Source organism: Flavobacterium sp. TR2 (genome assembly GCF_025252405.1).
Classification (GTDB): domain Bacteria; phylum Bacteroidota; class Bacteroidia; order Flavobacteriales; family Flavobacteriaceae; genus Flavobacterium.
Map to the genome: position 1 here is coordinate 2,790,386 of NZ_CP104307.1, position 25,488 is coordinate 2,815,873.

Genomic DNA, 25,488 nt, shown 5'->3' on the forward strand with positions numbered 1-25,488 from the left:
TTTGCAAAATTTTAATGCTAAAAAATATTATTTTGGCATAAAATCGGAAATACAGATAAATCATAAAGCACTAAAAAACAATCTTTAGTGTTTGAGGTCTGAAAAAAAAGACCCAACAAATAAATAGAAACAAACAGATGAAAGCAGGAATTGTAGGATTGCCAAATGTTGGAAAATCAACATTATTTAATTGTTTATCTAATGCAAAAGCGCAGAGTGCAAACTTTCCGTTTTGTACAATCGAACCAAATATTGGTGTTGTAAACGTTCCAGATCCAAGAATCAACAAATTAGAAGAATTGGTAAAGCCAGAGCGTGTTCAAATGGCAACTGTAGATATCGTAGATATTGCAGGTTTGGTAAAAGGAGCGAGCAAAGGTGAAGGTCTTGGAAATCAGTTTTTAGGAAACATTAGAGAGTGTAATGCTATTATTCACGTTTTGCGTTGTTTTGACAATGATAATATTGTACACGTTGACGGAAACGTAAACCCAATTCGTGACAAAGAAACAATTGATATCGAATTGCAGTTAAAAGATTTGGAAACAATCGAAAAACGTTTAGAAAAAGTAAAACGTGCTGCAAAAACTGGAAATAAAGAAGCTCAGGCAGAAGAAGCTTTATTAAATAGAATTAGAGAAGCTCTTTTACAGGCAAAATCTGCAAGAACAATTGTTCCTCAAAATAATGACGAAGAGGTTTTATTAGAAAGTTTTCAATTAATTACTGCAAAACCAGTTTTATATGTTTGCAACGTTGATGAAAGTTCTGCAGTAAGCGGAAACAAATATGTTGACCAAGTTCGCGAATTGGTAAAAGATGAAGATGCTGAAGTGATTGTGCTTTCAGTAGGAGCAGAGGCTGATATTACAGAATTGGAGAGTTACGAAGAGCGTCAGGTTTTCCTTGAAGATATGGGATTAGAAGAGCCAGGAGCTTCAGTTTTAATTCGTGCAGCTTACAAATTATTAAAACAGCAGACTTATTTTACAGCTGGTGTAAAAGAAGTTCGCGCTTGGACAATCAATATTGGAGCAACTGCACCACAAGCTGCTGGAGTTATCCACACTGACTTCGAAAAAGGATTCATTCGTGCTGAGGTAATTTCATATGAAGATTACGTTCACTACGGTTCTGAGGCAAAAGCAAAAGAAGCTGGAAAATTCAGAGTTGAAGGAAAAGAATACGTGGTAAAAGATGGTGATGTAATGCATTTCCGTTTTAACGTTTAGTCTTTTTCGAAAGATACTAGAAGAAAGATGATAGACTAAACTGCTGGAGAGATTCAGCAGTTTTTTTATGCCTAAAAATGAATAATCGCAAAGTTTGTTAGGCCGAGCGGAGACGAAGCCTTTTGTTTCTGAATCAGGTAATTAGATAAAGCCTCGTTTTGTCAGGCTGAGCGGAGTCGAAGCCCCCGTAAAGAGAATCGCCAATCTTTGACGAGTTCCGTGCCTGTCCTTCGACTCCGCTCAGGATGACAATCCTTAATAAAAAATCCGTTCAAATCTGCATCTTCGCGAAAGCGAATCCGTAAAATCTGCGGGCTATTTTCAGCAAGTAAAATTTTTGGCTTAAAAATTGGTTACAGAAAAATCAACCAATTACTAATCTAAAATCAACCAATCACAATGCTAAAAAAGTCATTCAAAATTCTAGGCTGGACACTTTTCGGAATCTTTAGTTTTCTAGCGCTGTACATTTCTTCTGTTCTGATTATTTCTAAAATTACAGTCAATTCAGATATTGCAAAAGTCGAAGAACAAGACGCAATTCCAATTTACATTCTTTCAAACGGAATCCATACGGATATCGTGGTTCCTGTTAAAAATGAAATTAAAGATTGGCGCAATGAAATTCAATTCAGTCAGACACAATCAAAAGATTCGCTAATGAATTATATCGCTTTTGGCTGGGGCGATAAAGGCTTTTATCTAGAAACGCCTGAGTGGTCAGATTTAAAGGCGAGTACAGCTTTCAAAGCCGCATTCGGAATTAGCTCGTCTGCTGTGCACGCAACATTTTTTAAGCAGTTAAGAGAAGGAGAGGATTGCAAACGCATTTTAGTTTCTAAAGAAAACTACCAAAGTCTGGTGAATTATATTTCTAATAGTTTCAGCAATCCGCTTCATCCGCAATGGATTGAAGGCCACAGCTACGGAAAAAAAGATGCTTTTTATGAGGCAAAAGGGAGTTATAGCCTTTTTTATACTTGCAATACTTGGGCAAATAACGCCTTAAAAGCAGCCAATCAAAAAGCAAGTTTGTGGACGGTTTATGATAAAGGTATCTTCTGCCATTATAAATAAAGTTTTAGATTAAAGTTCCTATGGGACAATTGTAGGGCTATTTTTTTGAGTTACCTAATATTAAATCTCTAATAGATTATTTTTTTAAAGGGTTAATTTAATCAGTTAATGCGTTGAATTTGAGAAATGGCATTTCATTAGGAATGCAATATCAGTAGATGGAAAAAATATAAAATTCCAGTAAAATCAGAGAAGAGCCAGCATTTCATTATTGATTAAATTTGAGTAAGTATCAAAAAGATCAGCAAATGAAAAATCAAAATATCTTTTCAAAAACTTGGTATTTATTAAAGAGAACATTTTTAGAATTCAACGATGACAACGCCATAAAGTTAAGTGCGGCGTTATCTTATTATACCATTTTTGCTTTGCCTCCTTTACTGATTATTATAATTACCATTTGTGGCTTCTTTTTTGGGGAAGAGGCAGTCACAGGTCAGTTATATGGTCAAATAAATCGATTGGTTGGAAATAATGCTGCTGTACAAATTCAGGAGGCAATCAAAAATGTTCAACTATCAGACAGCAATGTGTTTGTAAGCGTATTTGGTGTTGTAATGCTTTTAATTGGAGCATCGGGAGTTTTTGCCGAAATTCAGAGCTCCATCAATTACATTTGGGGGCTTCGAGCAAAACCCAATAAAGGGCTTCGCAAATTTATCCAAAACAGAATCATGTCATTTTCTATGATCGTTTCGGTTGGTTTTTTGATGCTGGTTAGTTTGATGCTCAATGCCACGCTCGATGTATTAAATGCACGTTTGAAACTTTATTTTCCAGATACAACGGTATATCTTTTTTATGTGGTAAATCTCGTGATTGTTTTTGCCAGTATTACATTGCTTTTTGCTATTATATTCCGAACTTTACCAGACGGAATTATCAGGTGGAAAGATGCTTTTATTGGAGCTTCCTGCACTGCGATTTTATTTATGATCGGTAAATTTGCAATCGGAGTCTATTTAGGAAATTCAACTGTTGCAAGTGTTTATGGCGCAGCGGGTTCTGTAATTATAATTTTGGTTTGGGTATATTATTCAGCAATTATTTTATATTTTGGAGCAGAATTTACTAAAGTCTATGCAAAAGCGTTTGGAGGAAGCATTTCACCAAATGATTATTCTGTAGAAATACAAAAAGAGATCTTCGAAATAGAATCATAAATAGATGAACCAAATAAGTAATATTAGTGCATTTAAAATTTGCTTTATTTTAATAAGGTAAAAACTTGAATTTTCTTGTATTCCTATATGCTTTAAAACAAACAAATACCACAAATATGAAAATAGTAGCCTTTGGAGGAAGCAACAGTACACAGTCGATCAACAAACGTTTAGCAACTTATGCATCTAGTTTATTCGAAAATGCTGATGTCGAAGTTTTAGATCTTAATGATTTTGCAATGCCGGTTTTTAGCGTAGATCTTGAAAAAGAAATTGGCCAGCATAAAGTAGCGCAGGAATTTTTGAATAAGCTTAAAGAAGCTGATATTCTGGTTGTTTCAATGGCAGAAAATAACGGGAACTATTCTGTTGCTTTCAAGAATGTTTTCGATTGGAGTTCTCGAATTGAAAAAGACGTTTTTCAGCATAAGCCAATGCTATTATTGGCAACTTCTCCAGGCGGAAGAGGCGGGGCATCGGTATTAGGAATTGCACAGAATCTTTTCCCGCGTTATGGAGCAGAAATTAAAGGAAGTTTCTCATTGCCAGCATTTGGCTCGAATTTTGATTTACAGCAAAATAAAATCTCTAATCCTGAATTGGATCAAGAGCTGAAAGATATTATTAAATCAAATTTTTAAATGCCACAAAAAAAGATTGCCCTTATTTTTCTTTTATTAAATATTCTTTTCATCAATTTTACTTTCGCTCAAAAAATTAGCGAAGTTGATAAAATAGTTGCAAAATATCCGAAAAGTTTCGATACGACTGAAAAATTGGCCGACAGAATCGAAGAAGATTTTGACTCAGATTATGATCGCGCACGTGCTATTTACAGCTGGATTGCCTTCAATATAAGATACGATTATAATGCTTATTTGAATCCATCGCGTGTGCAAAGCTTCAGTTATTCTTCAGAAGCAGAAAAACAGCGAAAAATAAAGCAGTTAAATGATAATTTGATTCAGAAAGCTTTTAAATCTAAAAAAGCTGTCTGCGAAGGTTTTACGGCTTTGTATCAGCACTTGGCTGTTGCAATGGGAATTAAATGCGAAATAATTCGTGGTGATTCTAAAATTTCAGTGAGAGATATTGGCCGAAAAACTACTTCATCGAATCATGCATGGAATATGGTTTTGATTGATAAAAAATGGCGCTTAATTGATGTGACTTGGGGGCAAGGCTATTATGACAGCAGTAAAGGCAGAATGGTGAATGATTTTAACCCTGTGTATTTTGATACAGATCCCGAATACTTTTTTGCGAAGCACTTTCCAGACTCAGGTTCGTATTTAGGGAATAGATTGAGTAAAGAAGATTTTCTAAACGGCCCTTTGATTTACAATACGACAATCGAAAAAGATTATAAAATTAAATCGCCAGATTCTGGAATAATTGAAGCCAGAAATGGAGATAAAATTACAGTTGAAATTAAAAATCTCTCAAAATCAAACCAGGTTTTTTATTTAAATAAAAGAAATCAGCCAGTAAAAGTTCAAAATCCAAAAGAGAAGCGGGGAAGTTTAGAATTTCAGCTTCTAATTGACAGCAATATAGGCGATTATATTACTGTTTTTGCAGATGGCAACAGTGTGGTTTCTTTTAAAGTGGTTTCAAAATAAAGGATAATGGATTCGGCAATTTTTATCTTTTCTGAAATTGCCGTATCTTAGCAAGAATGATCCGAATTTGAATGCTATGGAAACAACTTTTCTGAAATCAATCCTAGACAATGATTTCTACAAATTTACAATGCAGCACGCTGTAATTAAACTTTTTCCAAAAGCAAAAGTTCGGTATGGTTTTATAAATCGAGGCAAACATATTTTTCCGGAAGGGTTTGCCGATTTACTTCGAAAATCTGTAGACGCATTGTCTGAGCTTCGTTTAACAAAAGAAGAAAAGAATTATCTGGCTCATTATTGCCCATATCTCGATCCCACTTATTTAGATTTTCTGCAAGGATATAGTTTTGATCCTTCTGAGGTTGAGATTAGCCAAGAAGGTTCAGAAATAAAAGTTACTGTTGAGGGATTTTGGTACAGGACTATTTTGTGGGAAGTGCCTTTGATGGCTTTGATTTCGGAGCTTTTTTATAAATCGAATCATTTAATTCGTTTAAACGATGAAGCTGTAAAAAGTCTTACGAAAGAAAAAATACAGAATTATAATAGGCTTGGCGTTTCTATTTTAGAATTTGGCACAAGACGCCGTCACTCTTATGATGTGCAAAATCTTGTAAATGAGACTTTGCAAATTTATGGAGGGCAAAGTTTTATAGGAACCAGCAATGTGCATTTTGCAATGGTAAATAACCGAAGGCCTTTGGGCACGCACGCCCATGAGTGGTTTATGTTTCATGCGGCGCAATACGGTTTTCAGGTGGCAAATTTTATCAGTCTGGAAAACTGGACAAAAGTTTACGGCGGTGATCTCGGAATCGCTTTAACAGATACTTATACTACAGAAATATTTTTCAATCAGTTTGATAAAAAATATTCCAAACTTTTTGACGGCGTTCGGCATGACAGTGGCGATCCAATTGAGTTTGCTCAAAAAGTAATTTCTCATTATAACAAATTGGGGATAGATCCAAAATCAAAGGTCATTGTTTTTTCAGATTCGCTCAATTACGAAAAAGTAGAAAAGATTGCCGATTTCTGTCATGACAAAATAAAAATGTCGTTTGGCATTGGAACAAATTTTACCAATGATGTTGGACTTCCAGCGATGAATATGGTTATAAAATTAACAGATACAAAACCAGATAATATACATTGGCAAGGCGTTGTAAAACTTTCTGACGAAAAAAACAAAAATACGGGAACACCCGAAATGATTGCTTTAGCAAAAGAGGTGTTGGGAATCAAATAGTGTTTTTTTGCTGAAAAATCAGTTTTAGCGCCATTTTAGCGCCTGTTTTATTTTAAAATCAATTTAAATAGATTTTGAACTGTTATTATTCATAACAAAAAGAAAATACGCTTTCATTTTTTGTTAAGAAATGGTACATTAGCAAAAAATCCTAAAATCATATATGCTAGAGCAAAATCAATATACCGAAGATAATATTCGTTCGCTTGATTGGAAAGAACATATCCGTATGCGTCCAGGGATGTATATCGGAAAACTTGGAGACGGATCTGCGCCGGATGATGGTATTTACATTCTTCTAAAAGAGGTTTTAGACAACTGTATAGACGAGTTCGTAATGGGCTCTGGAAAAACTATTGAAGTAAGTATCAAAGACAAAACGGTTACGGTTCGTGATTACGGCCGTGGAATTCCGTTAGGGAAAGTGGTCGATGTAGTTTCGAAAATGAATACAGGAGGAAAGTACGATACAAAAGCCTTCCAGAAATCAGTAGGTTTGAATGGGGTCGGAACAAAAGCGGTGAATGCACTTTCGACCTATTTTCGTGTAGAATCTGTTCGTGAGGACAAACAAAAAGCGGCAGAATTTTCGGCAGGAAATTTAGTTTCAGAAGAAGATATTATAGAAACTACAAAACGTAAAGGAACAAAAGTAACTTTTACGCCTGATGAAACGATTTTTAAAAACTTTAAATTCCGTTTAGAATATGTTGTGAAAATGGTTAAAAACTATTGTTACTTAAACAATGGTTTGACAATTATTTTTAACGGAGAAAAATATTATTCAGAAAACGGGCTTCGTGATTTGTTGGAAGAAACCATCAATGAAGAAGATTTAGAATATCCAATTATCCACCTGAAAGACCACGACATTGAGGTAGCCTTAACGCACAGTAAAACTCAATATAGTGAAGAATACCATTCTTTCGTAAACGGTCAGAACACAACACAAGGGGGGACACACTTAGCGGCTTATCGTGAGGCAGTTGTAAAAACCATTCGTGAGTTTTACAATAAAAATTTCGACGCGTCAGATGTTCGTAAATCGATTGTAAGTGCGATTAGCATTAAAGTAATGGAACCGGTTTTTGAGTCTCAGACTAAAACAAAATTAGGTTCTACTGATATGGGTTCTGATGACGGAACACCAGCGGTTTCTGTTCGTACATTCGTTAACGATTTCATCAAAACGAAACTGGACAACTACCTGCATAAAAATCCGCCGACAGCAGAAGCTTTATTGCGTAAAATTCTTCAGGCAGAGCGCGAAAGAAAAGAACTGTCAGGAATTAGAAAACTGGCGACAGACCGTGCTAAAAAAGCCAATCTTCACAATAAAAAATTACGAGATTGCCGTGCGCATCTTCCAGATACTAAAAACCCAAGAAACTTAGAAAGTACGCTTTTTATTACTGAGGGAGATTCGGCTTCTGGATCGATTACAAAGTCGCGTGACGTAAATACGCAAGCGGTTTTCAGTTTGCGTGGTAAACCGTTGAATTCATACGGAATGTCGAAAAAGATTGTGTATGAAAACGAAGAATTCAACTTACTTCAAGCAGCGCTTGATATTGAAGACGGACTGGAAAAATTACGTTACAATAACATCGTAATCGCAACCGATGCCGATGTCGACGGAATGCACATTCGTTTGCTTTTAATTACTTTCTTTTTGCAGTTTTTCCCAGAATTAATCAAAGAAGGGCATTTGTATATTTTGCAGACACCGCTTTTCAGGGTTCGAAACAAAAAAGAAACGATTTATTGTTACTCAGAAGAAGAAAGAAAAGACGCCATCGAAAAATTAAAACCAAAACCAGAGATCACCCGATTTAAAGGTTTGGGGGAGATTTCACCAGATGAGTTTAAAAACTTTATTGGAGACACCATTCGCCTTGATCCTGTTATGATGGATAAACATACTTCTATCGAGCAGTTGTTATCTTTCTACATGGGGAAAAACACACCGGATAGACAGGACTTTATTATCAAGAATCTGAAGGTTGAGATTGATGAGCTTGAGGAAGCTTAAAAGACAAATATTAAAGTATAGTGTCAGACGTCCTTCGAAATAAAGTTATTTTTCAACAGGTTGCCGAGTTATTGCAAAATGCCCGACAAGAGGTTTTGCGTACCGTAAATTCAACAATGACCATTACTTATTTTGAAATAGGAAGAATTATAGTTGAAGAAGAACAAAATGGAAAAGATAGGGCTGAATATGGTAAACAGCTTTTAAAAGGGCTTTCTCAACAATTGACAAAGGAGTTTGGAAAAGGGTTTTCGATTAGAAATTTGGAACAAATAAGACAGTTCTATATGACTTTCTCAAAATCCGAGACACTGTCTCGGATTTTACAAATTCAAAAAGCGCAGACAGTGTCTGCGGAATTCAAATTTCAAAAAATGGAGTCAGTGTCTGCGAAATTTGATAAAGTAGATTATCAGACATTATCTTCGTTTTTTAAATTGACATTTAGCCATTATGTCTTTTTAATGCGAATTGAAGATGAAAGAGAAAGACGGTTTTACAAAATTGAATCTGAAAAGAATAATTGGAGTGTTCGTGAACTAAAACGTCAGTATGATACAGCACTTTACACAAGACTAGCTTTAAGCCGAGATAAAGAAGGAATCTTAAAGCTTTCAGAACAAGGTCAGATTGTTGAGAAACCAAAAGATATTATTAAAGATCCTTATATTCTTGAGTTTTTGGGATTGCCTGAATTGCCTCAATATTCTGAATCGCAATTAGAAAAAGAAATTATAGGTAAATTAGAACATTTTCTATTAGAATTAGGACACGGTTTTACTTTTGTTGGTAGACAGGAAAGAATTACTTTTGATGATAAACATTTTAGGATTGATTTAGTTTTTTACAATAGGATATTAAAATGTTTTGTTCTTATAGATTTGAAAATTGGCGAATTAAAACATCAGGATTTAGGGCAAATGCAAATGTATGTGAATTATTATGACAGAGAAATGCGATTGGAAGATGAAAATAAAACAATCGGAATTGTGCTTTGTCAGAATAAAAGTGAAGCTGTAGTAAAATATACGTTGCCAGAAAACAATGAACAAATTTTTGCCAGTAAGTATAAAACTGTTTTACCAAGTGTTGAAGCCTTAAAAGAACTGCTCGAAAACAAATAAAATTATAATTAGATATAATTAAATGAAAGACGAAGAAGACGATAACATAATTCCAAACGACGACGAGAATAATCAAGATGAAAATCTAGATAACATTCAAGATGGAGATGATGATGTGATTGATGGTGAAGGAAAACATTTTGAAGGAGCACATTTCTACGAAAATCAGGAAGAAGAAGGTGAAGATGTTATTACGAAGGTAACAGGAATGTACAAAGACTGGTTCTTGGATTATGCTTCGTACGTGATTTTGGAACGTGCGGTTCCTGCTATCGAGGACGGATTTAAGCCTGTTCAACGTCGTATTATGCACTCTTTAAAAGAGCTGGATGATGGACGTTATAATAAAGTTGCCAATGTTGTTGGTCACACCATGCAGTATCACCCACACGGAGATGCGAGTATTGGTGATGCAATGGTGCAAATTGGCCAGAAAGATTTATTGATTGACTGCCAAGGTAACTGGGGAAATATTTTAACTGGTGATGGTGCAGCAGCACCCCGTTATATCGAGGCACGTTTATCTAAATTTGCTTTGGAGGTCTTATATTCTCCAAAAATTACAGAATGGGGATTATCGTATGACGGTAGAAAAGCCGAACCAATCAATCTTCCTGTAAAATTCCCATTGCTTTTAGCGCAAGGTGCAGAAGGTATTGCGGTTGGACTTTCTACAAAAGTTTTGCCTCATAACTTTAACGAATTAATCGATGCTTCGATTAAAATCTTAAAAGGAAAGCCGTTTACGCTTTATCCTGATTTTATGACGCAGGGTATTGCTGACGTTTCCAACTACAACGACGGAATGCGTGGCGGACGTGTGCGTGTGCGTGCTAAAATTTCGCAGTTAGACAAAAATACATTGGTGATTACCCAGATTCCGTTTTCGACCAATACATCGAGTTTAATTGACAGTATTTTGAAAGCCAACGAAAAAGGCAAAATCAAAATCAAGAAAATTGAAGACAATACTGCTGCAGATGTTGAAATTTTAATTCATCTTTTCCCAGGCGTTTCACCAGACAAAACTATTGACGCTTTGTTTGCATTTACAGCCTGCGAAACTTCTGTCGCGCCTTTAGGATGTGTTATCGAAGATAATAAACCGTTGTTTATAGGGGTTTCACAAATGCTGAAAATCTCAACTCAAAGAACAGTAGATTTACTTCGTCAGGAACTAGAAATTCAATTAGAAGAATTAAAAAATAAGTGGCACTTTTCTACTTTGGAGAAAATATTCATTCGTGAAGAAATGTATATCGACTTCAAATTATACGGAGATAGAGAATCACTTTACAAATATTTATATGATCGTTTTGAGCCTTTCAAAAAATCATTCGTCAGAGAAATCAATGATGATGATTTACAGCGTTTGACTCAAATCCCGATGATTCGTATTACCCGTTTCGACTCTGATAAAGCCGATGAATTGATTTCGAGGTTAGAAGAAGAAATGAAAGAGGTCGAATACAATTTAGAACATCTTACCGATTTTGCTATTGCATATTTTACAAAATTAAAGGAGAAATACGGAAAAGGACGCGAACGCCAGACAGAACTGCGTGTTTTTGATAACGTTGAAGCTACAAAAGTAGTTTTAAGAAACACAAAACTTTATGTAAATCGTGAAGAAGGTTTCGTAGGAACAAGTTTAAAGAAAGATGAATATGTAGGCGATTGTTCTGATATTGATGATGTTATCGTGTTTTTGCGAGACGGAACCATGATGATTACAAAAGTAGATGCGAAGACCTTTATCGGGAAAGACATCATTCACGCGGCTGTTTTTGATAAAAACGATAAACGTACCATTTATAACATGATGTACCGAGATGGAAAATCAGGACCATCTTATATAAAACGTTTTAATGTTACTGGTGTAACGCGTGATAAGGCTTACGATTTAACAAACGGAACAAATGGTTCTCAGGTGGTTTATTTTTCGCATAATCCAAATGGAGAAGCTGAGGTTGTAACTATTTTATTGCGTCAGGTTGGAACTATTAAGAAACTGAAATTCGATATTGATTTTGCTAAATTAGCTATTAAAGGACGAGGTTCTAAAGGAAACTTGGTGACCAAATATCCAATTAAGAAAATTGAATTGAAAGAAAAAGGAATTTCGACTTTACTGCCAAGAAAAGTTTGGTTTGACGATACTGTAAAACGTTTGAATGTTGATGCAAGAGGTGAGCTGTTAGGAGAATTTAAACCTACAGATAAAATCTTAGTAATTAGTCAATCAGGGAAATTGAAAGTAATCATTCCAGAGTTGTCAACTCATTTTGATGAAGACATGATTGTTTTGGAGAAATGGAAACCTAAAAAACCAATTTCTGCGATTTATTATGATGGTGAAAAAGAGCGTTACTTCTTGAAGCGTTTCCTTGTAGAAAATGAAGGAAAAGAAGAAAGTTTTATTACAGACCATCCAAATTCGCAGCTGGAAATCGTTTCGACAGATTACCGCCCGGTAGCGCAATTGGTTTTTGCAAAAGTAAAAGGAGTTCAAAAAGACGACTTGCATATTGATGTAGAAGACTTTATAGCTGTAAAAGGTTTTAAAGCTTTAGGAAATCAATTGACAACTGATAAATTAAGACAAGTCAATTTATTAGATCCGCTTCCTTATGAAGAGCCCGTGGAAGAAGTTCCAGAAAAACCAGAAATCCCAGAAGATGATCCTGTGGAGACAGAATTAGACGATGATGGCCAAATAGGTTTGGTTTTAGAATAAAAAGAAAACGCTAAGATTAATTTCTTAGCGTTTTTTTATGGCTCAGCTAATTTTCAATAGGAATAGTTTCCTCTTTAACCCATTTTACTTCATTGTTTTCAATACGAACAGAAATTGTATCGCCGTCTTTTATTTCACCAGAAATTATTTTTTTAGCAAGAGGCCTTCTTAAATGAGTGCGAATAATGGTTTTAATGGGCCTTGCGCCATATTTAGCATTATAGCCATTTTCTGCAAGATAGAGTTTGGCTTCCATTGGAATTTCTACTTTAACATTGATATTCTTTAATAAATCCATGAATTCCTTTTTAAGATGAATCTCGAATATTTTTAAAGCATTTTCTTTGCTAATAGGCGCAAAAGGTATGATTTCAGTTAAACGCCCTAAAAATTCAGGACGGAAATAATTTGCCATAATTTCCATCAAAGAGCTTGAAGTTGGGATTTCATTATTATTGAATGTAGCAACAATATGATCTGCGCCGATATTTGACGTAAAAAGAATAATGGCATTAGAGAAGTCGCCTTCTTTGCCTAAACGATCGTGCAGTTTTCCTTCATCCATAATCTGCAGAAAAACATCAAAGACAGAAGGATGCGCTTTTTCGATTTCATCAAATAAAACAATAGAGTAGGGTTTTTGTCTAATCTTGTTTACCAGCAAGCCCCCCTCTTCATACCCCACATAGCCAGGAGGCGCACCATTGAGCAGCAAGCCAAGGAAAGCAGCTTTTCTAAAAATAATGATCCTTACCTGATGATTAAACCCAAAGTGGGAGAATTAAAAGGGAAAAAGTTTACAATAAATTATTGGTCAACGTGCACTGAAAACGGAAATGATATAAAAGCAGGAACAGTTTTAGAATGTAAAGATTCGTTTTTTATAAGTAAGAGCGCGACACTTATGACAAATACTGTTGGAGGACTAAATAGGCAAAACAATAAAGACAGAATCCTAGCCTACAGAAATGCCTTGCTGACACGCGGGAGAATTGTAACTTTTGCCGATATTAAAGCTTTTGGATTTAATCATTTTAAAAGTTCGATTGAAGATATCAGAATCGAAAAAGGCACGCGAAAAGAAATCTCTGTCAAAGCAGGTTTTAGCAGAACGGTTGATATATACATCAAGACAAATCCTGATGAAAAGCAGCATTTGTCAGATTCGGAGTGGAATTATTTGTGCGATAGCTTTGCAAAAAACTTAAAAAATAGATCTTCAAATGTGTTTCCGTATCGCGTATTTGTGGATTAAAATCTAAAACGCCGAAAAGTTTTTTCGGCGTTTTGGTTTAATTGAGATTTATTTTGGTTTTACTGGTATTTTTTATCCGTAAGCGCTTTCATAAAGGCAACAATCGCTTTTTCTTCTTTTACTGTTAAATTGAGTTTATCAAAAGGAAGCGTCTGATTTTCTACTTGGTAACCTAAACCAATTCCGCCGCCTTTATTGTAAAAAGAAACGACTTCTTCCAGTGTTCTGAAAACTCCATTATGCATATACGGAGCTGTGACAGCTGCATTTCTTACCGTTGGCGTTTTAAAAGCACCAACCAATTGAGGCATCTGATTGTATATGTAACGTCCTTTATCTGAGCTTAAAGATTTTCCAGAAGGCTCATTTGGAGTTCCTATAACTTCATGCTCAGTTTTAGAATAACTTGGAGGAACTGTTCCGTTAAACAAGGGAGTAAAATGGCAGGTGGCACATTTTGCTTTTCCCATAAACAGATTCATTCCTTCAATTTCCTCTTGGGTTAGAGCATTTTTATTTCCTCTCATATATTCATCAAATCTCGAGTCAAAAGCATTTAAGGAACGTACATAACTCGCAATAGCATTTTGAATCTGCCAAGCTTCTGGTTTGGTGGTTTTTGGATAAGCTTTTTTGAACAGCTTTACATATTCTTTATCCAATTGGATTTTAGCATGAATATTTTCCATAGAACCATGCATTTCATCTTTATTCTGGATCACATCGACGCTTTGTTTTTCCAAATCCAGCTGACGCATATCCCAAAACTGTGCATTTTGCAGCGAAGCATAAGTTAGAGTAGGAGTGTTTCTTGGCAAATTTATTCCAGTTAATGAAATATTAGTTTTCATTCCATCTGTAAAAGCTTTTTCAGGATTATGACAAGTTGCACAGCTTCGGTCATTGTTTTTAGAAAGGCTTTTGTCATAAAACAATTTCTCTCCTAAAATGGCTTTTTCTTTAGTGAAATTATATTCTTTAGAAAGTACAAAAGCATTTACATCAAAAGCATCTTTGTCAAATAAAGTTTCAATTGTTGGTTTTAGCGGACTGCTTTTCTTTACATTTTTAATGTTTTCTTCTTGCTGAAAAGCTTTCAGTTTTTTCGAAATAGGATTTAGATATTCTGTTATAAAAATAGCGCGATTGAAAGCATTGAAATTATTATTTTCAGTGCAATATTTTTGTGCGTTTCTCGTCAATTGTTTTAATTGAGACACTGATTTATTTTGTGGATTAATCTTTTCAAGCGTTTCTGGAATTGAAGTTAAACTTTCTCCAGCTTCTGGAATTGAAGATTGTAAAATTGGACTGTCAAACCCTGTGATTCCTAAAGCAATAACTCTAAAGACATTCTGCTGAATGGCATCCAGAACGTAATCATCACTAATCGTAATAACCTCAAAAGTGCTTTTTAACTGTTTGATATTAGATTGAAAAATATTCAATTCCCTTATTAAATCCTCTTTACTCTCAGAAGTATATTCAGGATAAATCATTTCTTCCATCACCTGAAAGCCATGAGGCTCAAAAGATCTGTTTTCTTCCAATTCCATTTCGTCCAAAGCAGGGCCATTCATAAATCTGGCTGTTTCTGGAATAAAATATTCAATCGCCCATTCGACCTTTTTGTAAGCTAAGCGAGATTTTTTGAATTGTGATATAATTTCTTTTTGTGCTGAATTTTGGCTGACCAATTGCTGAAATTGGGCAATTTCATTATTTAGTTTAGTCAAATCTATAAGTAGCTCTTGTTTGACAGTTGCTTTTGAAACTTCATTTTTTTGGCATGAAAAGGAAAAACAAAGCAGTAAGAACAGGAAAGTAAAATGTTTTAATTTCATAATAGGATTGTAATAGCAACAACCCTTATCGCAAAATAAGGGTTGTCAAATAGATTTTGGCTGTGATTGTTATCGTTGTACGTTTCTGATAATTACAGTTTGCCCTCCCTCTTTATTAGTTTGAGTACCAGAGCCATCAGCATTTTTGAATGCATCACTCTGCCAAGTATGAGGGTGAATATTTACTGTGAAAGTATCTGGAACACCTATGATATCTGAAATATCTTGCATTGCGCCAAACTCCCAGCTTCCAAATCTCATTTCGCCAGTTTGGTTGTAAAGCGTATTCCAAGCTGTGTCTGTTCTCTTGTGGTTCATGTTTAACCACGCTTTGTTTTGTTTTGTAGCAATATTATATTGCCAGATATACGAATCGTGTTTTGCATCGGCGTAGTAGCTATCGCCATCTTCCTGAATGTAAACGTAGTTTTCTGTTACGCATAAATTATCAGGATTGATGATTCCGGTTCCTGGAGTGCTGTCGCCTTCAACAGCCAATTCTAAAGTTCCTTTTAATGGGTTTGTTGCATCCAATTTTAGTTTATAAACTCTTCCCCACATAGTATATCCTTCAACAGGAGCATTGTTGGTTGCTTGACCTGTAGCTGTAAAATAAATTTCTCTATTGTTGCTTGCGCTTCCTTTTCTGTAATCTACGTCTTCAACTCTAGAAAAACGAATCGCTTTTAAATCATTAACTGTTGTATTGATAACAGCTCCAGTTAAATTTTTAGCATTAGGAATTTCAACAAATTCAACAGGATATGAACTATTTAGAGTCATAGACTTTTCAACCTGATTTCCGTCTGTTCTTTTTAAAGCGTATAATTTTCCGTTAGATAAATCACCAACTGTGCTTACATACATAATTAATTGACCAGCGCTTACGTGAGAAGTTGCATACGATTGATCTTCTCCGATTAGAATTACAGTTTTCCCAGGATAAGCTTCTTTAGGAAGCGGAACCGCATTTTCCATACTTGCTTTTCCTAAAGCTGGCAAAACTCTATCAGTTCTCGCTTTGTCAGAAGATAATCCTAGCGGATTGATTCCGTGAACCATACTTTCCTGACCGCTTTCTCCAGCAGTTAAAAAGATTGGTCCAAATCCGTGGATTTCTGGAGTTGCTAAAGTTGCAGAACATAAACGAGTTAGACCTCCAACACCATCAACGATATAATCTCCTTTTACAGGTTTGAAAGTTTTATCTAGATAAACTCTTGATACAGATTGAATAATTTCATGGTTTGTAATCATAATGTATCCATCGCCATTTGGATCTTTCATTAATCCAGCTCCGTCTGGCTGTGCCCCGTAAACAAAAGAAGGTGAATTTGGAAGAACATCTGCACTTGAAATTAAAGTGCTGATTTTTAAGTTTTCAAAACCGCTCATTGCATAAACAAAAGGTGGCACTTTTGATTGTGAAGTAAAATCTATACTAGCATTTACGCTATTTGAATCTTTGTCGTCATTTTGACAGCTTATTGCAGAAAGACCTGCAATTCCAAGCAAGGTAATCGATTTTAAAAAGTTAGCTTTCATAAATTGTTTTTTATTTTTTTGATTGAGGCAAAGCTATCTCTCTAAAACAAAGTACAAGTTATGTTAATTTTTTCTTAATGCTAATAATTGTAAGTCTTGTATTATGAAAAGGTAAATTGAAAGTTTCGAATGTAAATTTAAGACTCATAAAAAAGTTTTCAAATTACTTAAAGAGCTGATTTAGACTGACCGATTTCTTTTCTTTTAGCTTTTTTACAATCTTAAGAAAGGCAATCGCAGTAATGTACGCATCACCCAAAGCAGTATGACGGTCTTTTTTTGAAATATCAAATTTATCAGCCAGATCGTCTAGGGTATAATGATCTTTTCGCTCAAATAAATGCGATTGAATTAAAGTCTTTTTGTATAAATATGCCGTATCTAAAGTTTTGTTTTGCAATTGAGGCAGTCCATTACGTTCTAAAGCTTTATTGATCATCATAACATCAAAAATGGTATGATGTGCAATGATTATAGAATCTCCTAAAAAATCTAAAAACTGCTGTAAAGCTTCTAGTTCAGTCGGACGTTTGATAAGCAGATCTTTTAAAATGCCATGAATTTGAGCTGTCGATTTATCATAATGATCTTGTTCCAAATAAACCTCAAAAGTTTCCTGAATATTAATAGACCCGTTTTGAAGAACCAGTGCTCCAATGCACAAAATGCGGTCGTTATCGTAGTCAAATCCTGTAGTTTCGGTATCTAGAACTACAAAACGAGTCTCTTCGATGGTAACACTTTCATCGAACAGATTATTTTCTTCTTTCTTCCAAAAATTGAATAAACTCATTATACCAGATTTGAGATATTAAAACGAACCGAAATCAGTTCCTGAAGCTCTTTAATAGTTTTAAAAGTACGTTTCAGCTTAATTTTTTCCATTTTGGTTAAAGATTCCAGCTCGATAAACTGTCCAGAGTCATGATGCAGCAATCCTTGTTTGGTTCTAAATTTTAATAGCGCCTTAAACGAATAAGAGCATGACAAATACAGTTCTCTATTATTTGGTTCCAATTCGGCTAATTTTTCAAAACGTTCTGCCGTATTGCTGATTCCTTTTATCGAATGAGATAAAATTAAAACGCGCGCTGCGTCGGTTAAAGGCATTAAAGCTCTTCGTTTAATATCAAAATTATCTTTATTGGCACCGTCTTGTTCAACCAAGAATTGTCTGAAGAAACCAGTTGGAGAAGGACTTTGCAAAGCACCGCTAACCAAATGCATATAAAAAATCGGATTTGCTTTCACGTTTTCGAAAATAGATTCAGACAGTTCATTAACGATTTCTGAATCACCATAAGTTTTGCTGTAATCGAAGAAAATGAATGAAAGCAGGACTTCATTTTTTCCAGGATTTGTAATCCAATGATGTACCTGAGCTTTCCATTCGTCCAAACTCATGCACCATTTCGGACTTGAAGCCATCATATCGGCTGGGCAATAATCGTAGCCAATTTCAAAAAGGCCTTTGTTTACAAGCCTAGCAAATTTTAAGAAATAAATTTTAGTTTCTTCTTTAAAAACTTCGTTTACATTTTCATAAACAATCGCATTATCCTGATCAGTATGCAGCATCTGCTCACCGCGCCCTTGGCTTCCGAGCGCGAGCCAAGCAAATTTTACAGGCGGCGGACTGCTCATTTTTTCCAGACAGATTTCTATAACTCGAGTAGTGCAGGCTTCATTCAATTCTGTAATGATTTTGGTAATCAATGTCATCGGAATATTTTGATCCAAATAACCTTGAAGAAGCTGCATGATTCGGTTACGAATTGGTTTTATTTCTTTGATTTTTTTAGTGCGTTTCAGAGCCTTTATCAAAACTGCTGGATTATTTCCGAGCGCTACCATCACGTCATGTTTCGATAAAATTCCTACTGCTTTTGTGTTTACGGTTCCGTCCTTGGTCAAACACAAATGACTGATATTGCTTTTCATCATAGCCATCTGCGCCTCTGTGACCGTCATTTTTTTTGGATACGTAATAACAGGTTTTATCATTATCGTTTCGGCGGTTGTGGTTATCGGAAAATCGCCGGTAACAATTTTGTTTCGAAGGTCTTTATCCGTCAAAATGCCAATTGGAAGCATTTCATCTACAATCAAAATAGCTCCCACTTTTTTCTTATTCATGATTTTTGCAATATCCTTAACGGTTGTTGACGGACTGCAGGTTACGATTTTTTTCGAATATTTGATAGGTGCCAAATCAAAAGAATGATTGCTAGAATGCAGATTTTCATTCAGCTGATCGTCGCCATATAATTTATCTTTATGAATATCTGAATAGGGGTTTCGGGTATTAGAAGCGTAACTTTCAATCAGGAAATTGCCGACATTTCTATTTTCAAGCGCATAAGGCTTAAAAACGGCAATAGGAATGGCGTACAAAATACTCTCTTCATGCGCCACTGCTTCCATAACATAATTTTCCTGTGCCAAAAGCGGACGAAGTCCAAAAATGTCGCCTTCATCGCACATATCTAAAACGGTGTTTTTGGTGCTTTTTTTGAGGGCAACAGCACCTTTATGCACGACATAAAAAGAGTCATGCGTTTTGTCGTTCTCGGCAAAAATTACAGCATCTTTTTCTTTATATAGAATTGAAATTTGTTCAGACAGCTTTTCTAAATCTCTCTGATGCAGAAAATTAAACGGCGGAAAACCCTTTAAAAAGTCAGCAACTCTCTGCGAAATGGTATTTTTCATTTGGTTAGATTAAAGTTCTAATGTACTATTTAAAATAGAAATGTAAAAGAAACACATTCTTTTTTTAGCTACAAAGGAACAAAGGTGCAGAGTTGCAAAGTCTTTAAAAATGAGAATAAAAATACTTTGTGCCTTAGCGGCTTCGGGCATAAAAAAAGCCCCAAAACTGGAGCCTTCACTATTTTAAATTAAGTCTTAATCAACTTTGTAAACGGTTCCTCTTTGCTTTTCCTCAGAACCAACCAAGCCAAACTCAAAAGTATAAGAATCTTTAGAAGTCGTTAGAATTTTCATGCTGATGGCTTTTTCTTCAGCCATATTTTTTGGATGTTTTTTCTGCAGCACATATTCGCAGTCACTTACCCAGCGAATAGTTGCCGTATCTGTTTTGCCTTCAAAAGTTTCGATTTCAATATCGTCTTTGCGTTCAAAAAAAGTTGTTTTTTTTACGCCATTGACCTCTGTTTCAAATTTGAATTTTCCAGTTTTAAAATCTTTGCAATTGTGTTCGGTATTATAACAAGATACTAAAGCCAGTACCGGAAATAAGAATAGTATTTTTTTCATTTTAATTAAGTTGTTTTTTTAGGAGCTGATTCCTGCTGTCTGCTGTATTCCCTGTAAACAAAAACTACGGCTAAAAAGCCTTGTTTTTATAAATCGGAAAATGCCGCTTCCATCAGGGCTAGAATATTAAGATATAAGAAGAATTGTTCCAATTGAGACAAAAATGATATTTATAAAACAAAGAAAAAATAAATTTCGCCTTTTGTTTATATCAGCTTGTTCATCAGACAATTTTGTTTGACAGAATTTAATTAAAATCCAGTAACAAAAACCTCCCATATTAGCATGATATTCGATCATTTGAGCTTCTTCAATTCATCATCGGTAAAGTTCTTGATTTCTTTTTCTTTGGCAAACTTTTCAGCATTATAATTTGCAGATTTATTCCTCGGAATCGATAAGCTATTCCATTCGCTGTTTTTCAATTGTTTGGCATAAAAAACAATCTGTCCGACATGATAAGGATAGTGTGCCAACTGACGATTTATGGCCTCAATAACCGTGTGTCCTTCGTTTCTAATATAAATGATGTCAGAAAGCTGTTCGGGTTGTAAACTTTCTAGAGCATTTTCTAGGCAAATCCAGCCTTTATTCCAAACATCTATAACCTCTTCTTTAGATTGCAAATCGTTTTCAAATTCGGCATCACGGTTTCGCCATTCTTTTTCTCCATCTGAAGTTAAAAAATCTGTCCAGCGCGAAAGCATATTGCCCGAAATGTGTTTTACGATAGTAGCAATGCTATTGGTATCATCATTAAAAGAAACAAAAAGCTGTGGAGGTTCGAGCTGATCGATAGCTTTTTCGCCAAGCATTTTGTAATATAAAAATTGCTTTTTTACACTTTCTAGGTAAGATTTATCAGCTTTCATGATCTGCTATTTTAAGATTGAAGTTCGATTTTGTTTTCCTGAATTAAAATTTTTCCCCAGTCATTTAGTTTCCAAAGAATCTCTACCAATTGTTTTCCAGTTTCGGTCAAAGTATATTCAACTCGTGGAGGAAGTTCGTTAAACGAATGTTTTATCAATATACCATCTTCCACCATCTCATTTAGCTGCTGATTTAAAACACGTCGATCCACTTTTGCAATGCCGCGCAAAAATTCGCTAGGTCTTTTTTTGCCATCATTTATCTGCCAGACAATCGGAATTTTCCATTTTCCGCTAATGGAATTTACAGCAATTTCTAGTGGACAAATTTTATTTTCGGCTTTTCGTTCCTTTGTTTGCATAAAATTGACTTTTATATCCCTATGGGGTAAAAATATGCGGTATTGCCAGTATTGCCAGGCTTTCCGATCTTTACAAAAATAATCAAAATTTTAAGCATAATAAACGATTGGGTGAATCAAAGTAAAAAACTATGGAAGATATAAAACGTAAAGGGGCTAGGTCTGCAAAAGAGATTCCAGCTTCTGTTTTAGAACAGCTCAATAAAGGAGAAATTGAAACAGCAAACTTGGTTGAATGGCTTGCAGTTAATCAAATTCTACTTTTAGAAAATATATTGAAGGAGTCTAATCGGACTCAATATCTGGAACCTATCATAACAGATATTAGAAATTTGAAAAAACAAACCGTAAACACTATAAATGAAGCAATTGGAACAGGAATATTAACAGAATCAATTCTTAACAACGATTCTGATATACTTTCAATAATGGCGACACACAAATCGGATGTGGTGAGATGCTGGTCTGCTTATACAATTGGAAAAAATCAAGAACTTAAGATTAAAGAAATTTTAAAGAAAATACAGTTTCTGTCGGCCGATAAACATTTTGGTGTCAGAGAAATTTCATGGTTAGCAATTCGATCCAACATCATAAGCAATTTAGAAGAAAGCCTTGAAATTTTACTGGAATGGACTTTTAGTAAAGATGAAAATATAAGGCGTTTCGCCACTGAAGCAACCCGGCCAAGAGGAGTTTGGTGCGAGCATATCCAAAAACTTAAACAAGAACCAGAATTAGCTTTAAAGATTCTAGATTCTTTAAAAAGTGATCCTTCAAAATATGTGCAAGACAGTGTTGGAAACTGGCTGAATGATGCCAGTAAAACTAGGCCAGATTTTGTTATAGATTTATGCCAAAAGTGGAAAAAGGAAAATCCGACAAAAGAAACTCTTTTTATTATTAAAAAAGCGATGCGAACAATTGAAAAATAAGGTTTGTTTTAGCCTCGAATTCAATGATTTCCACCAATTATAATTTCAATCATTTTATGCTGAAGTATAAAAACCAAAAATCGTGGCTAAAAAATCTATACTATTTTAATGTCATATTTATCTAATAATCCAACAATTCCCTCGGTAGAAAACTGTGCTTTTTTCATTGGGTTGAACTCAGGGTCAATTTTATAATTGTAAGCCGTTTTAAAATTAACTCCTGCCAATTGCGTTTCATTAAAAATAGCGCCGTCAAGGTCGCAGTTATCAAAAATAGAACTCGTTAAATTCGTTCCTATAAAAGTCACTTCGCGTACAGAGGAATTGATAAACTTGGTTTTAGGCATTTTTTTATTCGAAAAAAGCGCATAATCCAGAACGCAATCTTCAAAATATACTTGGAATAAAAAATCGTCACATTCGTTAAAAGCGATTCCGAGAAGTTTACAGTTCTTAAAAGTTACATTTTTGAGACTCGTTCCAGCCAAACTAGTCATAGACAAATTGCAGTCAATAAATTCGCAGTCTAAAAAAGTATTTGAGCCAAAATTACTGCTAGAAAAATCACAATTTTTAAACACGCAGTCTTCAAACTCCCGATTGTTTATTCGTTTATCGATGTAAACAACTTTTTCAAATGTTTTCTGAATGTGAATTAGACTTTCCATATTTATTTAGTTTAAAAAATCGAATGAAACCCGACGGGTTTTTAAAACCTGTCGAGTCTATTTTAGAAGACTAATTTAGTCATTAAATATACCTTTCATAATGATTTTCAATCCCAAAAAGATCAAAAGCATAGAAGAGAGACAAGCCACAATTCCGATTCCTAAAACAAGGTAATGCCAGTTGTTGCCTTGATTCTGAAAAGCATTATAAATCATTGTTGGACCAAGAAACATCAGAGGCAGAGCGCCCGATAAATATTTCACGCCTTTTTTTAGTAATTCTTTATTTGTAGCCATTTCTTTTTTTTTTTTCAAGTTTTCTTCGTTTCAAGTTATAGTTTGAAAGAACATTTCAAATTTTACAGAAAACTTTTTACTTTTTATAATTATCAACAGCATTTCTCACGCTGCCGTATTTTTTTAATAATTCAGAAGCTTCTTCGTAAGAAACCGAAATTTCGTCCATAATCATTTTTACGCCGCGGTCAACGAGTTTCACATTGCTTAACTGCATATCGACCATCTTGTTTCCTCTTACTTTTCCAAGCTGAATCATCGCAGCGGTCGAAATCATATTTAAAACCAATTTCTGTGCAGTTCCAGCCTTCATTCTAGAGCTCCCAGTTACAAACTCTGGCCCAACTACAACTTCAATAGGAAATTGTGCAGTCAATGCGAGCGGACTACCTGCATTGCAAGTTATGCATCCTGTAATGATATTATTTTTATTGCAAGCTTCTAAACCGCTTATAACATAAGGAGTTGTGCCAGAAGCAGCGATTCCAATTACAACATCGGTTGAGGTGATTTTATGATTTTGAAGATCAATCCAAGCATTTGTGGTGCTGTCTTCAGCGTTTTCTACAGCACGTCTTATAGCTGTATCACCACCGGCAATAATGCCATTTACTAAATCAAAAGGAACGCCAAAAGTGGGCGGACACTCTGAAGCATCGACAACACCAAGACGGCCAGAAGTTCCTGCCCCAATATAAAACAATCTGCCTCCCAGTCTTAATTTCTCGACAATCTGCGGAATCAAAGCTTCTATTTGTGGCAAAGCTTTTTCTACTGCGTAAGGAACAGTTTTGTCTTCTTGGTTAATATTAGATAACAATTCATGAACAGACATTTTCTCTAAATGTTCATATTTTGATGCTTGTTCAGTAGTTTTCGTAAATGTCATTTTATAGTTATTTAGACTCGTCAAAATTAATATATTTTATCTCAATCTCGCAAAGTTCAAAGCTTTATAATCTTCATTTTCTTTTAATTTTTTTTGAATGAAGACGCTTCATTGCCATCATTGTTACATAAACTAAAATATTATGATTGTTTAATATTCATGAAAGATAAACGGACAAATTAGATTTACTACAGGGAATTGCTCGAATTTCTGTTTTCGTTTCCCTATTAAAGGCATTTTTTCGGGTTACTGTTAAAACATTATGCTTTAATTTTATTGATGTCACTCTGAGTAAAGTAGAAGAGTGCAACGTAATGGGCTTCGACTTCACTCAGCCTGACATGGTAAAGAGAACTTCTAATATGAAATTTCAAACCTGATCCCGAAGCTTCGAGAGAAACTTGATCTCGAAGCTTCGGGAGAAACATGAAACTTTCTCCCGAAGCTTCGGGAGAAACATGAAACGTTTTTGCGTGAGGGATAGGAGCTGGTTACCGAAGTAGCGCGGATAGCCCGACAGCGTCCCGATAAGAGGGCGAATAACCTCAAAGTAAATTTGCCCTCTTATCGGGATGGTGGCACGCCCAAATTATAAAAAGAATGCCAAAAGGATTCCGAGAACGATCATAGAAACTTTGGCAACATTGAATTTATGACCTTCGCTGCTTTCAAAAATAATCGTTGAGGAGATGTGGAATAAAATACCAATTACGATTGCCGTTATTTCGGTGTAATATTTACTTAAAAAAGGCAAATATTCAGAAGCCACAGTTCCTAGAGGCGTCATAATGGCAAATGTAAGCATGAACACAAAAATGGCTTTTTTATTTAAATCGGCATTGATGAAAAAGGTCGTTAAGATTACCGCAATCGGCAGGTGATGGATAGCGATTCCGACAGCCAAACCGTGATGGTGGCTTACTGGGAAACCTTCTAAAAAGGCGTGAATGCAAAGGCTGATGAACAACAGCCACGGAATCTGAGACATTTTTGCGTGTCCGTGAACGTGTCCGTGTTCGGCGCCTTTAGAGAAAAATTCGAGAACGATCTGGAATAAAATTCCGACCATTATAAAGATTCCGATATTATGATTGTGCGATTCGTAAACTTCTGGAAGAAGATGCATTACGGTTAAAGACAATAAAAAAGAACCGCTGAAAGCCAGCAGTAATTTTAAATTGGTTTTGTTTTCGGGTTTTATAAACAAAGCCGCGCTATATCCTAAAAGTACAGAAAATAAGGGTAATAAATAGTTCATCTGTTTGTTTAATCGTTAATTTGTTTAATTGTTTAATCGGTTTTT

Annotated in this window: 22 protein-coding genes and 1 pseudogene; 11 read left to right on the forward strand and 12 right to left on the reverse strand. The window is 35.1% G+C overall.

What is annotated here, in order from left to right; genetic code table 11:
• Positions 1 to 137 precede the first annotated feature (137 nt).
• From ychF to N4T20_RS12315, 9 genes are all read left to right on the forward strand, one after another.
• Complete coding sequence (gene ychF, locus N4T20_RS12275) at positions 138 to 1,232, forward strand: redox-regulated ATPase YchF (RefSeq protein WP_260669441.1); 1,095 nt, start codon at positions 138 to 140, stop codon at positions 1,230 to 1,232.
• Positions 1,233 to 1,631: 399 nt separating this feature from the next.
• Positions 1,632 to 2,309 (forward strand): TIGR02117 family protein, encoded by a 678-nt coding sequence (locus tag N4T20_RS12280; RefSeq protein ID WP_260669442.1) that lies wholly within the window; start codon positions 1,632 to 1,634, stop codon positions 2,307 to 2,309.
• Between the two features lie 248 nt (positions 2,310 to 2,557).
• Positions 2,558 to 3,472, forward strand: a complete 915-nt coding sequence (locus N4T20_RS12285; protein WP_260669443.1) for a YihY/virulence factor BrkB family protein — start codon at positions 2,558 to 2,560, stop codon at positions 3,470 to 3,472.
• Between the two features lie 116 nt (positions 3,473 to 3,588).
• A complete protein-coding gene (locus N4T20_RS12290; protein ID WP_260669444.1) occupies positions 3,589 to 4,113 on the forward strand; it encodes an NADPH-dependent FMN reductase in 525 nt (174 codons plus the stop codon).
• A complete protein-coding gene (locus N4T20_RS12295) occupies positions 4,114 to 5,094 on the forward strand; it encodes a transglutaminase domain-containing protein (RefSeq protein WP_260669445.1) in 981 nt (326 codons plus the stop codon).
• A 76-nt stretch (positions 5,095 to 5,170) separates the two neighbouring features.
• Positions 5,171 to 6,346, forward strand: coding sequence for a nicotinate phosphoribosyltransferase (gene pncB, locus N4T20_RS12300; protein WP_260669446.1), 1,176 nt, complete (start codon positions 5,171 to 5,173; stop codon positions 6,344 to 6,346).
• Positions 6,347 to 6,509: 163 nt separating this feature from the next.
• Positions 6,510 to 8,378 (forward strand): DNA topoisomerase IV subunit B, encoded by a 1,869-nt coding sequence (locus N4T20_RS12305; RefSeq protein WP_260669447.1) that lies wholly within the window; start codon positions 6,510 to 6,512, stop codon positions 8,376 to 8,378.
• Between the two features lie 20 nt (positions 8,379 to 8,398).
• Positions 8,399 to 9,502: a YhcG family protein gene (locus N4T20_RS12310; protein ID WP_260669448.1), complete on the forward strand. Its 1,104-nt coding sequence runs from the start codon at positions 8,399 to 8,401 to the stop codon at positions 9,500 to 9,502.
• A gap of 22 nt (positions 9,503 to 9,524) precedes the next feature.
• A complete protein-coding gene (locus N4T20_RS12315; protein WP_260669449.1) occupies positions 9,525 to 12,239 on the forward strand; it encodes a DNA gyrase/topoisomerase IV subunit A in 2,715 nt (904 codons plus the stop codon).
• 46 nt (positions 12,240 to 12,285) lie between these two features.
• On the opposite strand, the pseudogene N4T20_RS12320 reads toward N4T20_RS12315, so the two are convergent.
• Positions 12,286 to 13,017: pseudogene (locus N4T20_RS12320) on the reverse strand (AAA family ATPase); the annotation flags it as partial.
• Here N4T20_RS12320 and N4T20_RS12325 point away from each other — a divergent pair.
• Complete coding sequence (locus tag N4T20_RS12325; protein ID WP_260669450.1) at positions 12,997 to 13,494, forward strand: hypothetical protein; 498 nt, start codon at positions 12,997 to 12,999, stop codon at positions 13,492 to 13,494. The pseudogene N4T20_RS12320 and the gene N4T20_RS12325 sit on opposite strands and share 21 nt — an antisense overlap.
• 59 nt (positions 13,495 to 13,553) lie before the next feature.
• Here the strand turns inward: N4T20_RS12325 and N4T20_RS12330 are convergent, their stop codons facing one another.
• The 7 genes from N4T20_RS12330 to N4T20_RS12360 form a co-directional block, all read right to left on the reverse strand.
• Positions 13,554 to 15,338 carry a cytochrome-c peroxidase gene (locus N4T20_RS12330; RefSeq protein WP_260669451.1) on the reverse strand — a complete coding sequence of 595 codons (1,785 nt, stop codon included), beginning with the start codon at positions 15,336 to 15,338 and terminating at the stop codon, positions 13,554 to 13,556.
• A gap of 69 nt (positions 15,339 to 15,407) precedes the next feature.
• Positions 15,408 to 16,883 (reverse strand): hypothetical protein, encoded by a 1,476-nt coding sequence (locus N4T20_RS12335; RefSeq protein WP_260669452.1) that lies wholly within the window; start codon positions 16,881 to 16,883, stop codon positions 15,408 to 15,410.
• A 163-nt stretch (positions 16,884 to 17,046) separates the two neighbouring features.
• Positions 17,047 to 17,676, reverse strand: coding sequence for a PolC-type DNA polymerase III (locus N4T20_RS12340; RefSeq protein ID WP_260669453.1), 630 nt, complete (start codon positions 17,674 to 17,676; stop codon positions 17,047 to 17,049).
• A complete protein-coding gene (locus N4T20_RS12345; protein ID WP_260669454.1) occupies positions 17,676 to 19,595 on the reverse strand; it encodes a DUF294 nucleotidyltransferase-like domain-containing protein in 1,920 nt (639 codons plus the stop codon). The genes N4T20_RS12340 and N4T20_RS12345 overlap by 1 nt, the downstream gene beginning before the upstream one ends.
• A gap of 195 nt (positions 19,596 to 19,790) precedes the next feature.
• The gene (locus tag N4T20_RS12350) at positions 19,791 to 20,162 is read right to left on the reverse strand and encodes a DNA topoisomerase IV (protein WP_260669455.1); all 372 of its coding nucleotides are present in this window, start codon (positions 20,160 to 20,162) and stop codon (positions 19,791 to 19,793) included.
• A 296-nt stretch (positions 20,163 to 20,458) separates the two neighbouring features.
• The gene (locus N4T20_RS12355; protein WP_260669456.1) at positions 20,459 to 21,034 is read right to left on the reverse strand and encodes a DUF1572 domain-containing protein; all 576 of its coding nucleotides are present in this window, start codon (positions 21,032 to 21,034) and stop codon (positions 20,459 to 20,461) included.
• A gap of 11 nt (positions 21,035 to 21,045) precedes the next feature.
• On the reverse strand, positions 21,046 to 21,396 hold the full coding sequence (locus tag N4T20_RS12360) for a winged helix-turn-helix transcriptional regulator (RefSeq protein ID WP_260669457.1): 351 nt from the start codon (positions 21,394 to 21,396) through the stop codon (positions 21,046 to 21,048).
• 131 nt (positions 21,397 to 21,527) lie between these two features.
• Between N4T20_RS12360 and N4T20_RS12365 the strand changes: the two genes are divergently transcribed.
• Positions 21,528 to 22,331: a DNA alkylation repair protein gene (locus tag N4T20_RS12365; RefSeq protein ID WP_260669458.1), complete on the forward strand. Its 804-nt coding sequence runs from the start codon at positions 21,528 to 21,530 to the stop codon at positions 22,329 to 22,331.
• Between the two features lie 95 nt (positions 22,332 to 22,426).
• Here the strand turns inward: N4T20_RS12365 and N4T20_RS12370 are convergent, their stop codons facing one another.
• From N4T20_RS12370 to N4T20_RS12385, 4 genes are all read right to left on the reverse strand, one after another.
• On the reverse strand, positions 22,427 to 22,999 hold the full coding sequence (locus N4T20_RS12370) for a pentapeptide repeat-containing protein (RefSeq protein WP_260669459.1): 573 nt from the start codon (positions 22,997 to 22,999) through the stop codon (positions 22,427 to 22,429).
• A gap of 75 nt (positions 23,000 to 23,074) precedes the next feature.
• On the reverse strand, positions 23,075 to 23,296 hold the full coding sequence (locus tag N4T20_RS12375; protein ID WP_260669460.1) for a DUF6095 family protein: 222 nt from the start codon (positions 23,294 to 23,296) through the stop codon (positions 23,075 to 23,077).
• 76 nt (positions 23,297 to 23,372) lie between these two features.
• The gene (murQ, locus tag N4T20_RS12380) at positions 23,373 to 24,185 is read right to left on the reverse strand and encodes an N-acetylmuramic acid 6-phosphate etherase (protein ID WP_260669461.1); all 813 of its coding nucleotides are present in this window, start codon (positions 24,183 to 24,185) and stop codon (positions 23,373 to 23,375) included.
• A 589-nt stretch (positions 24,186 to 24,774) separates the two neighbouring features.
• Positions 24,775 to 25,443: a ZIP family metal transporter gene (locus tag N4T20_RS12385; protein WP_260669462.1), complete on the reverse strand. Its 669-nt coding sequence runs from the start codon at positions 25,441 to 25,443 to the stop codon at positions 24,775 to 24,777.
• Positions 25,444 to 25,488: the final 45 nt, after the last annotated feature.

Coding starts and splice junctions, on each gene's coding strand:
- N4T20_RS12365 (WP_260669458.1), top strand. CDS start 21,528: ATGGAAGATATAAAACGTAAAGGGGCTAGGTCTGCAAAAGAGATTCCA.
- N4T20_RS12325 (WP_260669450.1), top strand. CDS start 12,997: ATGATTAAACCCAAAGTGGGAGAATTAAAAGGGAAAAAGTTTACAATA.
- murQ (WP_260669461.1), bottom strand. CDS start 24,185: ATGACATTTACGAAAACTACTGAACAAGCATCAAAATATGAACATTTA.
- N4T20_RS12290 (WP_260669444.1), top strand. CDS start 3,589: ATGAAAATAGTAGCCTTTGGAGGAAGCAACAGTACACAGTCGATCAAC.
- N4T20_RS12285 (WP_260669443.1), top strand. CDS start 2,558: ATGAAAAATCAAAATATCTTTTCAAAAACTTGGTATTTATTAAAGAGA.
- N4T20_RS12350 (WP_260669455.1), bottom strand. CDS start 20,162: ATGAAAAAAATACTATTCTTATTTCCGGTACTGGCTTTAGTATCTTGT.
- N4T20_RS12340 (WP_260669453.1), bottom strand. CDS start 17,676: ATGAGTTTATTCAATTTTTGGAAGAAAGAAGAAAATAATCTGTTCGAT.
- N4T20_RS12305 (WP_260669447.1), top strand. CDS start 6,510: ATGCTAGAGCAAAATCAATATACCGAAGATAATATTCGTTCGCTTGAT.
- ychF (WP_260669441.1), top strand. CDS start 138: ATGAAAGCAGGAATTGTAGGATTGCCAAATGTTGGAAAATCAACATTA.
- pncB (WP_260669446.1), top strand. CDS start 5,171: ATGGAAACAACTTTTCTGAAATCAATCCTAGACAATGATTTCTACAAA.
- N4T20_RS12355 (WP_260669456.1), bottom strand. CDS start 21,034: ATGAAAGCTGATAAATCTTACCTAGAAAGTGTAAAAAAGCAATTTTTA.
- N4T20_RS12295 (WP_260669445.1), top strand. CDS start 4,114: ATGCCACAAAAAAAGATTGCCCTTATTTTTCTTTTATTAAATATTCTT.
- N4T20_RS12335 (WP_260669452.1), bottom strand. CDS start 16,883: ATGAAAGCTAACTTTTTAAAATCGATTACCTTGCTTGGAATTGCAGGT.
- N4T20_RS12375 (WP_260669460.1), bottom strand. CDS start 23,296: ATGGCTACAAATAAAGAATTACTAAAAAAAGGCGTGAAATATTTATCG.
- N4T20_RS12360 (WP_260669457.1), bottom strand. CDS start 21,396: ATGCAAACAAAGGAACGAAAAGCCGAAAATAAAATTTGTCCACTAGAA.
- N4T20_RS12315 (WP_260669449.1), top strand. CDS start 9,525: ATGAAAGACGAAGAAGACGATAACATAATTCCAAACGACGACGAGAAT.
- N4T20_RS12330 (WP_260669451.1), bottom strand. CDS start 15,338: ATGAAATTAAAACATTTTACTTTCCTGTTCTTACTGCTTTGTTTTTCC.
- N4T20_RS12370 (WP_260669459.1), bottom strand. CDS start 22,999: ATGGAAAGTCTAATTCACATTCAGAAAACATTTGAAAAAGTTGTTTAC.
- N4T20_RS12280 (WP_260669442.1), top strand. CDS start 1,632: ATGCTAAAAAAGTCATTCAAAATTCTAGGCTGGACACTTTTCGGAATC.
- N4T20_RS12385 (WP_260669462.1), bottom strand. CDS start 25,443: ATGAACTATTTATTACCCTTATTTTCTGTACTTTTAGGATATAGCGCG.
- N4T20_RS12345 (WP_260669454.1), bottom strand. CDS start 19,595: ATGAAAAATACCATTTCGCAGAGAGTTGCTGACTTTTTAAAGGGTTTT.